General features: G+C 75.0%; 12 protein-coding genes and 1 pseudogene. 8 read left to right on the top strand and 5 right to left on the bottom strand.

Going from position 1 to position 12830, the window contains the following annotated elements; genetic code table 11:
* Positions 1–11 precede the first annotated feature (11 nt).
* Positions 12–956, bottom strand: a complete 945-nt coding sequence (locus ACFVFQ_RS23265; RefSeq protein WP_383419090.1) for a GNAT family N-acetyltransferase — start codon at positions 954–956, stop codon at positions 12–14.
* 3 nt (positions 957–959) lie between these two features.
* Positions 960–1457 carry a DNA-binding protein gene (locus tag ACFVFQ_RS23260; RefSeq protein ID WP_383419088.1) on the bottom strand — a complete coding sequence of 166 codons (498 nt, stop codon included), beginning with the start codon at positions 1455–1457 and terminating at the stop codon, positions 960–962.
* A 98-nt stretch (positions 1458–1555) separates the two neighbouring features.
* On the opposite strand from ACFVFQ_RS23260, the gene ACFVFQ_RS23255 reads away from it, so the two are divergent.
* Positions 1556–3172: an alpha/beta hydrolase gene (locus ACFVFQ_RS23255; RefSeq protein ID WP_383419086.1), complete on the top strand. Its 1617-nt coding sequence runs from the start codon at positions 1556–1558 to the stop codon at positions 3170–3172.
* A gap of 18 nt (positions 3173–3190) precedes the next feature.
* Here the strand turns inward: ACFVFQ_RS23255 and ACFVFQ_RS23250 are convergent, their stop codons facing one another.
* From ACFVFQ_RS23250 to ACFVFQ_RS23240, 3 genes are all read right to left on the bottom strand, one after another.
* The gene (locus ACFVFQ_RS23250) at positions 3191–4330 is read right to left on the bottom strand and encodes a Ku protein (protein WP_383419083.1); all 1140 of its coding nucleotides are present in this window, start codon (positions 4328–4330) and stop codon (positions 3191–3193) included.
* 126 nt (positions 4331–4456) lie between these two features.
* Positions 4457–4693 carry a DUF5133 domain-containing protein gene (locus tag ACFVFQ_RS23245; protein ID WP_383419078.1) on the bottom strand — a complete coding sequence of 79 codons (237 nt, stop codon included), beginning with the start codon at positions 4691–4693 and terminating at the stop codon, positions 4457–4459.
* Between the two features lie 155 nt (positions 4694–4848).
* Positions 4849–5031 carry a hypothetical protein gene (locus tag ACFVFQ_RS23240; protein ID WP_383419076.1) on the bottom strand — a complete coding sequence of 61 codons (183 nt, stop codon included), beginning with the start codon at positions 5029–5031 and terminating at the stop codon, positions 4849–4851.
* 117 nt (positions 5032–5148) lie between these two features.
* Between ACFVFQ_RS23240 and ACFVFQ_RS23235 the strand changes: the two genes are divergently transcribed.
* The 7 genes and pseudogenes from ACFVFQ_RS23235 (at position 5149) to ACFVFQ_RS23205 (ending at position 12818) form a co-directional block, all read left to right on the top strand.
* The gene (locus ACFVFQ_RS23235) at positions 5149–5346 is read left to right on the top strand and encodes a hypothetical protein (protein ID WP_383419074.1); all 198 of its coding nucleotides are present in this window, start codon (positions 5149–5151) and stop codon (positions 5344–5346) included.
* Between the two features lie 381 nt (positions 5347–5727).
* Positions 5728–6903 carry an FAD-dependent oxidoreductase gene (locus ACFVFQ_RS23230; protein ID WP_383419072.1) on the top strand — a complete coding sequence of 392 codons (1176 nt, stop codon included), beginning with the start codon at positions 5728–5730 and terminating at the stop codon, positions 6901–6903.
* A gap of 103 nt (positions 6904–7006) precedes the next feature.
* A complete protein-coding gene (locus tag ACFVFQ_RS23225) occupies positions 7007–7771 on the top strand; it encodes a VOC family protein (RefSeq protein WP_383419070.1) in 765 nt (254 codons plus the stop codon).
* 186 nt (positions 7772–7957) lie between these two features.
* Complete coding sequence (locus ACFVFQ_RS23220) at positions 7958–8449, top strand: SH3 domain-containing protein (RefSeq protein ID WP_383419068.1); 492 nt, start codon at positions 7958–7960, stop codon at positions 8447–8449.
* 211 nt (positions 8450–8660) lie between these two features.
* On the top strand, positions 8661–9860 hold the full coding sequence (locus ACFVFQ_RS23215; RefSeq protein WP_383419066.1) for an acyl-CoA dehydrogenase family protein: 1200 nt from the start codon (positions 8661–8663) through the stop codon (positions 9858–9860).
* A gap of 22 nt (positions 9861–9882) precedes the next feature.
* Positions 9883–10794: pseudogene (locus tag ACFVFQ_RS23210) on the top strand (oxygenase MpaB family protein).
* 26 nt (positions 10795–10820) lie between these two features.
* Positions 10821–12818, top strand: a complete 1998-nt coding sequence (locus tag ACFVFQ_RS23205) for a tetratricopeptide repeat protein (RefSeq protein WP_383419064.1) — start codon at positions 10821–10823, stop codon at positions 12816–12818.
* The last annotated feature ends 12 nt before the right edge of the window (positions 12819–12830 follow it).

Raw genomic sequence — 12830 nt, 5'->3', positions numbered from 1 at the left:
GGCGGGCTCCCCTAAGGGACGAGGTCCTTTCGGACGGGTTCCTTCCGTCTGAGCTCCTTCCGGAAGACCGTGGAGCTCCGGCTGACCGTCATGCCCACCCGTAGGTACAGGTCGAGCGCGCCGGTGTCCGAGTGGGTCCACAGCGTGCAGCTGCGTCGGCCGCGCCGGTGGAAGGCGCGGAACGCCTGGCGCAGCAGGAGTCGGGCGATGCCGCGGTTGCGGTGGTCGCGGCGGACGGCGACCTGTTCGAGATAGCCGCCGTCCGCGTCCGGCAGGTCCAACGCGAGGACGACGCCGACCAGTTGGCCGTCGACCAGCGCCACCGCCGAACAGTCGGCGGCGAAGGTCGGCCGGTCGACGGTGTGCCGGGCCCACTCCTCGTAGGACCGGCGCCGCGGCTGCCACTGGGCGAACGCGTCCTCGACCATCCGGTGTGCCGCCCGCGCGTCCGCGGAGTCGAACGGCCGCACCGTGACGCCCTCCGGGGGCCCGGGCACCGCCGGTTCCTCGGCCATCGCGTATGTCAACTCCCAGGCCGTCACGAGCGGTTGGTAGCCGCGGGAGCGCAGCAGCGCCACCGCGGGCCGGTCGGTGTCCGGCACGGTCTGCACGATCGCCTCGCTCCCCACCCGGCGGGCCCGCGCCTCGGCCCAGTGCAGCAGCGCGGCCCCCAGCCCGCGGCCCCGGTGCGCGGGGTGCACGTCCACCTCGGACCGCCGGTTCACCCAGGCCCGGGCGGCCAGCCGACCCGCCCGGTCGTGGACGACCAGGGTGTCCAACTGCGGTATCAGGCCCGGCCGGTTGAGGTCGGCGGCGATGCCGCCGGGATCGGTCTGCGCCCGGCCGTGCAGCGCGCGTTCGCACGCCGTGACCAGGCCGTGCAGGGCGTCGATGTCGTCGGCGGTCGCCGGCTGGCCCTGGTAGCCGGCGGGCAGCGTCGGCAGGGGAGGGGGCACCGCTCAGTCCGCCGCGGATTCGGTGGCGGTGCGGCCGACCAGGCGCTCGTAGCGCTGCCGGGCGGCCTGCGGGGTGCCGAGCCCGAGGCCGAAGGAGATCTCCTGCCAGGTCATCCCGCGCCCGCGCGCCATCTGGAGCAGCCCGGCCTCCAGTTCGTCCATCTCCCCGCGCACCATCGGCACCAGGCTGAGCGCGGCGGTCACGTCGGCCTGGTCCACCTCCGGTTCCCCGTCGTGGAGTTGGGCCGCCCCGCTGAGCAGGAACGACACCAGCCGGACGGCCTCGTGGGGGCTCAGGACGGCCGGGTGGATCTGGCGCCGGCGCTGCTCGTCGCTGCCGGCGTGCCGCTCGGCGATCCGGAACAGCGAGGCGGCGGCCCGATGCGCCCGCGCCTGCTCGGGATCGGGCGGAGTGAAGGGATCCGCGGGCGAGGCCGGCGCCGACTGCTGCGGCTGCTCTGACTGCCGCGACTGCTGCTTCTGCTCTGGCTTCGGTGACATGGCGTCAGGATGCGGGGCCACACCATCCACTGTCAAGGAAATGTTGTAAACAAAGTGTTCAATGAGCGGATCCGGTGGCGGGGCCCTACCCTCGGGGTATGCCGGGTGTTCGCGGAACCCTCGCGGTGCTGGCGGCGGGCGCGCTGACCGGCGCCCTGGTGGGGATCCCGGCCCCGCTGCCGGCCGCCGCCCCGGGGTCGTCCGGCGGCGGCCCCGACCTCACGCGCTTCGCCGCGCAGCGGCCCGACTGGCAGACCTGCCCCGCCGGCTTCCCCGGTGGCGCCGCGTCCCCCGGCGGCTCCGCAGCACCGTCCAGCGCGACCCACCGGTTCCAGTGCGCCCGGCTGGAGGTCCCGCTCGACTACGCCCATCCGGACCGCGGCACCCTGCACGTCCAACTGGTCCGGCTGCCCGCGACCGGCCCCGGAAAGCGGCTCGGCTCGCTGGTCATCAACCCCGGCGGCCCCGGCGATTCGGGCGTCAACTACCTCATGAGCAACAGCGATGCCTTCGCTCCTCTCGGGCAGCGCTACGACCTGGTGAGCTTCGACCCGCGCGGCACCGGCCACACCGACCCGATCTCCTGCGGCACCAGCTACCCGCCGGTCGGCGGCAGCGGCGCGGACGCCCTCGCCGCGAACGAGCGCCGCATCAACGAGGCGTGCGGCCGCCACTCCGGCGCCCTGCTGCCGTACGTCGGCACCGTCAGCGTCGCCCGCGACATGGACCTGCTGCGCTCCGCCGTCGGTGACCGCAAGCTCAACTACCTCGGCTTCTCCTACGGCACCCGGCTCGGCTCGGTCTACGCCCACACCTTCCCCCGCAACGCCGGCCGGCTCGTCCTGGACGCCGTCGAGGACCCGACCGCCAACACCTGGCAGACCGCCGTCGCCCAGGCCCGCGGCTTCCAGCGGGTGCTCGACGACTTCGCCGCCGACTGCGTCCGCATCAAGGGGTGCCCGCTCGGCGCCGACACCGACAGCGCCCGGCGCCAACTCACCGACTGGTACCACACCTTGACCGACCGCCCGCTCCAGGTGCACGGCACCACGGTCGACGGGACGGCCTACGTCTACGCCCTGCGGGAGTCCCTCTACAGCCGGGCCAGCTGGCCCGCCCTCCGGAACGCGCTGGCCCAACTCCGCGACGGCGACGCCTCCGGGATCCTCCAACTCAGCGGCACCGGAAGCGGCACCGGAAGCGGAAGCCGCAGCGGCGGCAGCGGCAGCGGTGCGCAGCGGCGCGGCCCGTATGGCGGCGCGCTCCCCGGACGCAGCGCGACCGCGAACATGCCCCCGCAGGACCAACTGGCCCTGCGGGCGATCAGTTGCCGGGACACCTCCGAGCGCTACGGCCCCGCCGACTACCCCCGCGCCGAGCGCGAACTCACCCAGGCTTCCCCGCTGTTCGGCCCCGACATCGCCCCGACGCTGCTGGACTGCTACGGCTGGCCGGTCCCGGGCGACGACGCCGCCCGCGAGGTGGCCGCCCACGACGCGCCGCCCACCCTGCTCGTCGCCACCACCGGCGACCCCGCCACGCCCTACGACGGCGCCGCGCACATGGCCCGGGCGCTGGGCAACGGCAGCGTGGTGCTGACCTACCACGGCGAGGGGCACGCCGCGTACACCTCCGGCAATCCGTGCGTGCTGGCGAAGGTGGACGCGTTCCTGCTGGACGGGGTGTTGCCGGTGGGTGGCACGGGCTGTCGCTGACCGGCCGCCTGGGGCGGTTCAGCCCGCCTTCCGCCCGCGACCGGCGGTCGCCTTCCGGGCCGCGCCCGCCGCCTTCTTCGCCCCGGAACCCTTGCCGGCGGCCGCCTTCCGCCCCGCCCCGGAAGCGCTCTCCGCGGTCGTCTGCTGCGCGGTCGCCTTCCTCGGGGCGGCCTTCTTCGCTGCGGTTGTCTTCGCAGCGGCCTTCTTCCCGGCGGACTTCTTCGTGGCGGTCGCTGCCTTCGCGGTGGTCGCCTTCTTTGCCGTGCTCCGGCCCGTGGCCGTGCGACCGGCGGTGGTCTTCCGGGCCGCGGTCTTCGTCGCGCCGCGGCCGGACGGCCGGGTCCCGCCGCCCGCCCCGCCCTCCTCCCCGGTCTCGCCGCGCGCCCGCTTCGCGGCCCGCACGCTGTCCTGGAGAGCGGTCATCAGATCCACCACCTGGCCCGCGGGCGGCTCCGCGCCGGCCTCGAACTCCGGCTCGCGGTGCGCCAGTTTGGCCGCCACGATCTCCTCCAGCGCCTCCCGGTAGTGATCGTGCACGTCCTCCTCGGACAGCTCGCCGAAGGAGTCCATCAGCGTTTCCGCGGCGCGCACCTCCTTGGCGGCGACCTTCACCTCCCGCTCCGGGAGCACCCCGGTCATCGGACGGATCTGGTGCGGCCACAGCAGCACCTGCATCACCAGCAGGTCCCCCATCGGCCGGATCATCGCCAGCGACTCCCGCCCGTGCAGCGCGATCTTGCCGAGCCCCACCCGCTGGTGCCGCTCCATCGCGTCCCGCAGCAGGGCGTAGGGCTTGGCCGCCGCGGGCCCGTCGACGCCGAGGTAGTAGCCCTTGCCGAGCTGGAGCGGGTCGATGTCCCCGCCGGCGACGAAGGCGAGGATGGTCAGGGTCTTGGCCGTCGGCAGCGGCAGCGCGTCCAGGTCCTCGTCGGTCAACGGGACGACGGTGTCGTCCTCGGTGCGGTAGCCGCGGCCGATCTCGTCGGGGGAGACCTCGGTGCCCTCCAGGGAGCAGACCGGCTGGTTGCGGACCCGCCCGCCGTCCGCGGCGTGGATCCGCACGAAGCTCACCGAGGCGGAGCTGTCGGTGGCGTTGTACGCCGCCACCGGGATCGTGACCAGGCCGAAGCTGAGGGAGAACTTCGCGGTGGGGCGCATGGGGGCCGCCTTCGTGGTGCGGTGCGATGCCGTTCCATGCTAGGAGGCCGGCCCCGCACCCACCTCCCGGACCGCTCCGCCCGGGCGGAGCGGTCGCGGCCCCGGCCCTGACCCATCGGACAGACCCTAGCCGTGGTGCCGTTCGGCGGTCCGGGGCACGGCCTCGCCCTCGGCGAGGTAGCGCTCGGCCTCGATGATCGCCTCGTGGACGTTTTGCCGACCCATCGTCACGCACAGCGTGTACGCGAGGTCCTCCAACTGCCCCCGGGCCACCGGGTCGTGCGGATCATGGAGCACCACCCGTTCGCAGACGCGGTAGCGCCGCAGCAGCGAGGCGAGCACCGACTTGTCCGGCAGCAACATTTCCGTCTTCTCCCGACGTCGGCCCGGCGTACCGGGGCGGCCGACCGGCGCGTCGAGAGCGCGCCCGTAACCGGAGTGGCTCCACCTTGCGCCGGGCGTGCGGGCGCTGCAACCGGACGGCCGGTGGGCCCGGTGGCGGTCGGCTCCGGGCGGTTTCAGTCGGGCGGTTCCACGGGGGTCGGGTGCTCGTCGGGCCGGGTGCCGGGCGACTCCTCGGGCTCCGGCTCGGGCTCCTCTGCCGGCTCCCGGTTGGGGTCGGGCTGTCCCGGATCGCGGGGCACCGGTCGCGGTGTACTGGGCACGGGCGCCGGCCCGTTGCCCGTCGATTCCGTCGTCATCCTGGCGACCCTCCCTCCTGGTGGTTCCATCCTCCGCCGGTCCGCTGCCCACCGCCCCCCGACGCAAACCGGCCGTCGCGCCCCGACTCCGGCCCCCACGAGCCGACCTCGCTCGACGTGACCGCCGTCGAACCCTCCGCGGCCCTGCGCGCCCGGAGCCCGCCCCACCTCGCCCCGGCGCTCGACGCGGCCGCCGAGCAACTGCCGCGCCCGGCCGGCTCCTTCGACGCCGCGATGACCACGGTGACGACCGCTGCGACGACCGCCGTCAGTGCCTATACGTGGAGCGACCCCGCGGCCCGGTCGCGGTGCTGACCTGCGATCCGACGCGGGGCCCGCGGACCGCTCGGACGCTTCAACGGGGCGTACCACGGCCGCCCCGAGCGGCTCCCCGCCCCCGGCGCCCGCCAAGCCTGCGCGGGGCTTTGCCGACGGCCCGGCCCGGGCCCGCTTCGCCGCCGCACTCCACCGCGGCCTCGCCGACGACACCTCGGGCGCCCACCGCGGCGCGCCGCGCCAACGGCCCTTCCTGGACGGCCCGTTGGTCCTGCTGCTCGGCCTCCCGAGCTGACCCCGGTCGGCCCGCCCGCCGGCCCGATCGCACTTTTCGGGGCGGCTGTGCTCCTCTGGTAGCGAGGGCGGTCCCGGTACCGGGGACGGACCGCGGACCGAGGAGCACCCTAGGAGCGCCGCGCCATGCCCCCCATCACCTTCCGTATCGCGATCATCGGGGCGGGCCCGGGCGGGCTGGTCTGCGCCCGGGTGCTCCAGCGCCACGGCGTGCCGGTCACCGTCTACGAACGGGACCTCGGCCCGGTCGGTTCGGCCCCCGTCGACCTCCTGGAACTGCGGGCGGCGACCGGGCTGGCGGCGCTGCGCGCGGCCGGCCTGGGGAAGGAGTTCCGGGCGCTGGCCCACCCCGCCGGCCTGGAGGCGCGGCTGCTCGACCACACCGGTGCGGTGCTGCACTGCGAGGTCCCGGAGCCCGGCACGACGCAGGAGCGCTGCGAGATCGCCCGGCGCGCCCTGCGCCGGCTCCTGGTGGACTCCCTCGCGCCCGACACCATCCGTTGGGGCCGCTACCTGCGGACCCTGCACCCGCGCGGCGGCGGCCGCCACCAGGCGGTTTTCGACGACGGCGAGACCGCCACCTTCGACCTGGTCATCGGCGCCGACGGAAGCTGGTCCCGGGTCCGGCCGGGGCTGTCCGACGCCACCCCGCACTACTCCGGCGTCACCTTCGTCGAGACCGGGCTCGACGACGTCGACGCGCGCCACCCGGACGCCGCCCGGCTGGTCGGCGGCGGCACCATGATGGCGCTGTCCGGCGGCAAGGGGCTGATCGCCCGGCGCGACGCCCACGGCCGGGTCCGGGTCTACGCGGCCTTCCGCGGCGCCGAGGACTGGGCGCGGTCGGCCGGTGTGCTCACCACCGACACCGAGGCGGTCAGGGCCGCCCTGTTGGCCGCCTTCGACGGCTGGCACGACCGGCTGCGCGCCCTCCTCAGGGACAGCGACGACGGGTTCGTCAACCGCCCGCTGTTCGCGCTGCCGGTCCCGCACACCTGGCCGCACACACCTGGCCTGACGCTGCTGGGTGACGCCGCCCACCTGATGACGCCGCTCTCCGGCCCGGGCGCCGACCTGGCCCTCCAGGACGGCTGCGAACTCGCCCGGCACCTGGTCGAGGCGCACACCTGGCAGACCGACCCGGACCACGCGGTCCGCGCGTACGAGACGGACCTCTTCCCCCGCTCCGTGGCGGCCGCCCAGACCGCCGCGGCCGACCTGGACGCCGCCCTCGCCCCGGACGCTCCGCGCCCCACCCACCGCCTGTTCCGCCGCCGTCATCTGCACCCGCACCGGTCCTGACCCGCCCGCCGTCGCCGGCTTGCGGGCGGTATCCGGCCGTCGCACGATCGGCAGCACGAACCGGGGCCGCGCCGGCCCCACCGCTTCAGGGACGGAGCAGCGCGTGAAGATCACCGAGCCCACGCCGGGCGCCCCGTGCTGGGTGGAGCTGGGCACCTCGGACGTGGCCTCGGCCGCGGTGTACTACCGCCAGGTCTTCGGCTGGCACGCCGCGACCGCCCCGGGCGCCGAGGCCGACGGCTACACGCTCTTCTCCGCGGGCGACGCCAAGGTCGCCGCCGCGACCCCGCTCTACGCGCCCGGCCAACAGACGGCCTGGACCGTCACGTTCGCCACCCGCGACGCCGAGGCGCTGGCCGCGGCCGCCACCGACGCCGGCGGCAAGGTCCTGGTGCCCCCGCGGGACGTCCCCGACCTCGGCCGCTTCGCGGTGCTCGCCGATCCGGCGGGCGCGGCCTTCGCGCTCTGGCAGGCCGGCCCCTTCGCCGGCGCCGAGCTGCTCAACGCGCCCGGCTCGCTCGGCTGGGTGGAACTGGCCACCGGCGACGCCGAGTCCGCGGTGTCCTTCTACACCCGGGTCTTCGGATGGACCGTCAGGTCGCACGGCACCTATGCCCAATGGGGCATCGGCGGCGCCGACTTCGGCGGAATGAGCACCGTGGAGGCGCGCGACCGGGAGGACGTCCGACCGCACTGGCTGCCGTACTTCGCGGTCGAGTCCGTGGACGGCACGGCGGCGCGGGCCGCCGAGTCCGGGGGCGCGCTGCTGATGGCGCCGACGGACGTCCCGGACGGGCCGCGGATCGCGATGGTGCGCGACCCGCAGGGCGCCGTCTTCGGCATCCACCAGGCGGGTACCGAGGGTTGACCGCGCGCACCGGCGCGCCGGGGGACGGGTGATTTCCTTCGGCCACCGGCCCCACACGGCCTCACACGATCGGCCGCGAGTCGTCGTTTCACCACATTTCTTGGGGTGTTTGCGCGTAATGTCCGCACTGCGTCAATGGGTGGCATTGCGCGTCAAGCCTTTGCGCGTCAAGAACAGGAGACCCCTATGTCCACGACCGACGACCTCGTGGCCCGAGGCAAGAAGCTCGCGGCCGGTGCGGGCGCACTCACCACGGCTGTCGCTCTGGGGGCGACGCTGCTCGTAGCGGCTCCGGCCCAGGCGAAGCCCCAGCCCCAGCCCAAGGGGCCCCAGCCGCAGGTCAACAGCGCCCAGCCGCAGGCCAACAGTGCCCAGCCACAGACCGGTCCGGGCTCGGTCTACGGCACCGTCAGCGCGGCCCGCGGGATGAACGAGCGCGAGTACCCCAGCACGGACTCCGCGTCGCAGGGCTATCTCCGCAACCGCGCCCGGGTCTACCTGGTCTGCAAGGTCCGTGCCCAGAACATCCGCGGCAACGACGTCTGGTACCTGATCAAGGGGAGCCGGCGCACCTGGATCTCGGCCAAGCACGTGGTGAACACCGGCTTCGTCAAGTACTGCAAGGACGGCCAGCCCAACCGCGTCAAGCCGGGCGACGCCGCCAAGCACGCCGGCTGAGCCCGCCCGCAGGCGGGCCCGCAACGGGCCCGGCGCAGCGCCCGACTTGGGCCGCGCCGGGCCCTTCGTGCGCCGGCGCCCGGCCGGTCGGCACCCTTCCGCATTACTGGAACGCGTTCTACTGTGCCCCCGACCCCGGAATCCGACGGGCCGTCAGCGAGCGGTGGTCGCGGCGACCGGGGGACCGGATCGGACGACTGGTGGAGGGGCCGTGCACCTGGAATACACCCCGGAACAGCAGCGGCTGCGCGCCGAACTGCGCACATACTTCGGCACGTTGGTGCCGGACGATGCCCACGTCCGGTACGCCGACCCGGCCGCCCGGAAGCGCTTCTACCGCGACACGGTGCGCCGGCTCGGCGTCGACGGCTGGCTGGGCGTCGGCTGGCCCACGGAGTACGGCGGGCGCGGGCTGACCCCCATGGAACAGTTCATCTTCTTCGACGAGGCCGCGCAGGCCGGGGTGCCGCTGCCGCTGATGGCGCTGAACACCGTCGGCCCGACCCTGATGCGGTACGGCACCGACGAACAGAAGGCGTACTTCCTGCCCCGGATCCTCTCCGGCGAGCTCGACTTCGCCATCGGCTACAGCGAACCGGACGCCGGCACCGACCTGGCCGCCCTCAAGACCCGCGCGGTGCGCGAGGGCGACGAGGAGAGCGGGCACTACCTCGTCAACGGCCAGAAGATCTGGACCACCAACGGCGACACCGCCGACTGGGTCTGGCTCGCCGTCCGCACCACCCCCGTCGAGGACGGCGTCCCGCCCCACAAGGGCATCACCTTGCTCCTGGTCCCCACCAGCGACCCCGGCTACTCCTGCACCCTGATCAACACGCTCGCCTCGCACGACACCACCGCCAGCTACTACGAGAACATCACCGTCCCCGCCTCCCGCCGCGTCGGCCGGGAGAACCAGGGCTGGCGGATCATCACCAACCAGCTCAACCACGAGCGCGTCACCCTCGCCGCGCACGGCACCATGGCCATCCGGGCGTTCCACGACGTCCAACGGTGGGCCGCCGACACCAAGTTGACCGACGGGCGCCGGGTCATCGACCTCGGCTGGGTGCGCGGCCGGCTGGCCCGCACCCACGCCCGGCTGGAGGCCATGAAGCTGCTCAACTGGCGGATGGTGGACGCCCTCCACAACGGCACGCTCACCCCGCAGGACGCCTCGGCGGTCAAGGTCTACGGCTCCGAGGCCCGCCGGGACGCCTACGCCTGGCTGCTCGAAGTGGCCGGCGCCACCGGCCCGTTCACCGAGGGCTCGGCGGGCGCGGTGCTCCGCGGCGAACTGGAGCGCGGCTACCGCTCCGCCGTCATCTTCACCTTCGGTGGCGGCAACAACGAGATCCAGCGCGAGATCATCTCCTGGATCGGCCTCGGCATGCCGCGGGTGCGACGGTGACCGGCTTACGGGAGGTGCCGTGATGGCGGGCGATCCCGGCCTGTTCGGGCCCCGTTCGGTGACCTGGCAGCTGCACGCCGACCCGATGATGTGGATCGCGGGCATCCGGGCGCTCCACCTCCAGGCGCTGCACCCGGCGCGGTCCGCGGCGTGCTGCAGAACTCCGCCGCGTTCCAACGGAGCGAGCGCGGCCGGCGCGACGCCTGGGGCCGGCTGATGCGCACCGCCGACTTCGTCGGCACCCTCAGCTACGGCACCACCGACGCCGCTGAACGGGCCGGCGCCGCGGTCCGCGCCCTGCACCGCCGGCTGACCGCCACCGACCCGGCCACCGGCGCCCGCTACCGAATCGACGAGGCGGAGCTGCTGCGCTGGGTGCACTGCGCCGAGGTGGACTCCTACCTCCAGGTGCTGCGCCGCTCCGGCTACCCGCTCACCGACCGGCAGGCCGACCGCTACCTCGACGAACAGCGCACCGCCGCCCGCCTCGTCGGCCTCGACCCGGACACCGTCCGGCGACCGGGCCGCGCTCGACGCCTACTTCGCCCGCGTCCGGCCGGAGTTGGCGCTCACCCCCGAGGCCCGCCAGGTCGACGCCTTCCTGCGGCGCCCGCCGATCGCCGCCCCGCTCGTCCCGGCCCGCGCCCTGCTCTGGGGGCCGGTGACGGGGCTGGCGTACGCGGCGCTGCCCGGCTACGCGCACCAGCTGTACGGCCGGCCGGCGCCCCCGCCGGCCACCGCCACCCGCCGGTTGCGCATCGCCGGCCGGCTGCTGCGGGCGGTGCCCCCCGCCGTCCGTTGGCAGCTCCCACCGCGGCACGTCCTCCGGGCCGTGGCCAGGCTCGGGCCCGGCACGCGGCCGGGAACCTTCAAGCTGCGCGACTGGGCCGCCATACTGGACGGGCAGGACACACCGGGGGATCCACGCGGCTGAACGTGGGAGCGGGGGCGGCGAGAGGAATGGCGGAGCACAGGCTCGTCCAGGAGCGATACCGACTGCTCGACACCATCGGACGCGGCGGCATGGGGGAGGTGTGGCGGGCCCGGGACGAGGCGCTGGGCCGTCAGGTCGCAGTCAAGTGCCTCAAGCCCATGGGGCAGCGGCAGGAAGCGGGCTTCCTACGGGTGCTGCGGGAGCGCTTCCGCCGCGAGGCACGGGTGGCCGCGGCGCTCCAGCACCGCGGCATCACCGTCGTCCACGACTTCGGCGAGGACGACGGCATCCTCTTCATCGTCATGGAGTTGCTCAACGGCCGTAATCTCAGTCAACTCCTGGACGACAACCGGCGTCAGCCGCTGCCCGTCCCGGACGTCATCGAGGTCGCCGAGCAGATCGCCGCGGCGCTCGCCTACACCCACGAACAGGCCGTGGTGCACCGCGACCTGAAGCCGGCCAACATCGTGCGGATCACCGACGGTACGGTCAAAATCTGTGACTTCGGCATCGCCCGCCTCGGTCACGACATCGGCTTCACCGCCCGGCTGACCGGCTCCGGCGTCGCCATGGGCAGCCCGCACTACATGTCGCCCGAGCAGATCGGCGGCGGCACCGTCGACCACCGCAGCGACCTGTACTCGCTCGGCTGTGTGCTCTACGAAATCGCCACCGGCGCACCGCCGTTCGCCCAGGGCGACGCCTGGGCGGTGCTGGTCGGCCACCGGGACACCCCGCCCGCCCCGCCGCGCGCGGCCCGGCCCGACCTGCCCGAGGAGTACCAGCGGATCATCCTCGACCTGCTCGCCAAGGATCCGGACGACCGCCCCCGGGACGCCGACGAACTGGCCAAGCGCCTCGCCGACGCCCGCCACCGACGCGCCCACCGTGCCCCCCTCGGCTCCGGCCACGAGCCGGACGACCTGACGACCCCGCCCCCGCGGCTGCCCTCCTGGACCCGCGGGATCACCCCCGGCGCCCCGTCCGCCGGCGCCCGGCCGCCCCGCCGCACCCCGGCGGACACCGCGGCCGCGATCCTCACCGACGCCTGGACCGCCGCCCGCGACCCGCTGCGCGGCGAGGCGTCGCCGGCCCTCGGCCCCGACCGGCCCGCGCCGCCCGTCGACCACCACGCCCTCCTCGCCTCGCTGGCCGAGCACCTGGCGCAGGGCCATGCGTTGGCCCGGGCCGGCCGGCACTTCGAGGCGCAGGAGCGCTACGGCGAGGTACTGGCCGGCCGGGAGCGGCTGCTCGGCCCCGACCACCCCGACACCCTCGGCTGCCGCCATCACCTCGCGGTCGGCCTGTGCCGGCTGGGCCGGTTGGAGGAGGGCCGGGCCGCCGCCCGGGACGTCGCCGAGGCGCGCACCCGGGTGCTCGGCGCCCACCACCCCGACACCCTCACCACCCGCTGGGAACTTGCCTGCGTGGCCGGCCAGTTGGGTCGGTGGCCGGAGGCGTTGACGGCCTATCAGCAGGTGGCCGCGGGGCGCGCCGTCGCGCTCGGCCCGGACCATCCCGACACCCTCGCCGCCCGCTACGAGACCGGGGTCGCGCTGGGCCGGCTGGGCCGCAGCGCGGAGGCGCTGGCCCACTACCGCGAGCTGATCGCCGCCCGGACCCGCGCCCAGGGCCCCGACGACCCGGAGACCCTGCGCACCCGGCACGGCCTGGGCGTCAACTACGGGCGGCTGGACCGCTGGTCGGAGGCGCTGGCCGAGGCCCGCGAGGTCGCCGCGGCCCGCGCCCGGGTGCTGGGCGGTGACCACCCCGACACCCTCGCCAGCCGCCGGGAGGTCGCCGTGGCGCTCGGCCGGCTCGACCGCTGGGCCGAGGCGCTGGACGCCTATCGCGCGGTCGCCGACGCCCGCGAACGGGCCCTGGGCGCGGCCCATCTCGACGCGCTGGCCAGCCGCGGGGAGGAGGCCCAGTGCCTGGAGCGGCTGGGCCGCACGGACGAGGCGGCCGCCCTCTACCGCCGGGTCGCGGCGCTGCGCCGGGAGCGCGCCGGACGCCGGCGGTAGCGGACGGCCGCC

Source organism: Streptomyces sp. NPDC057743 (assembly GCF_042798755.1).
Lineage (GTDB): Bacteria > Actinomycetota > Actinomycetes > Streptomycetales > Streptomycetaceae > Streptomyces.
Note: the sequence above shows the minus strand (reverse complement) of the source record. Positions and strands in the feature narration are given on the sequence as shown.

Coding starts and splice junctions, on each gene's coding strand:
- ACFVFQ_RS23260 (WP_383419088.1), bottom strand. CDS start 1,457: ATGTCACCGAAGCCAGAGCAGAAGCAGCAGTCGCGGCAGTCAGAGCAG.
- ACFVFQ_RS23230 (WP_383419072.1), top strand. CDS start 5,728: ATGCCCCCCATCACCTTCCGTATCGCGATCATCGGGGCGGGCCCGGGC.
- ACFVFQ_RS23255 (WP_383419086.1), top strand. CDS start 1,556: ATGCCGGGTGTTCGCGGAACCCTCGCGGTGCTGGCGGCGGGCGCGCTG.
- ACFVFQ_RS23250 (WP_383419083.1), bottom strand. CDS start 4,330: ATGCGCCCCACCGCGAAGTTCTCCCTCAGCTTCGGCCTGGTCACGATC.
- ACFVFQ_RS23205 (WP_383419064.1), top strand. CDS start 10,821: ATGGCGGAGCACAGGCTCGTCCAGGAGCGATACCGACTGCTCGACACC.
- ACFVFQ_RS23220 (WP_383419068.1), top strand. CDS start 7,958: ATGTCCACGACCGACGACCTCGTGGCCCGAGGCAAGAAGCTCGCGGCC.
- ACFVFQ_RS23245 (WP_383419078.1), bottom strand. CDS start 4,693: ATGTTGCTGCCGGACAAGTCGGTGCTCGCCTCGCTGCTGCGGCGCTAC.
- ACFVFQ_RS23240 (WP_383419076.1), bottom strand. CDS start 5,031: ATGACGACGGAATCGACGGGCAACGGGCCGGCGCCCGTGCCCAGTACA.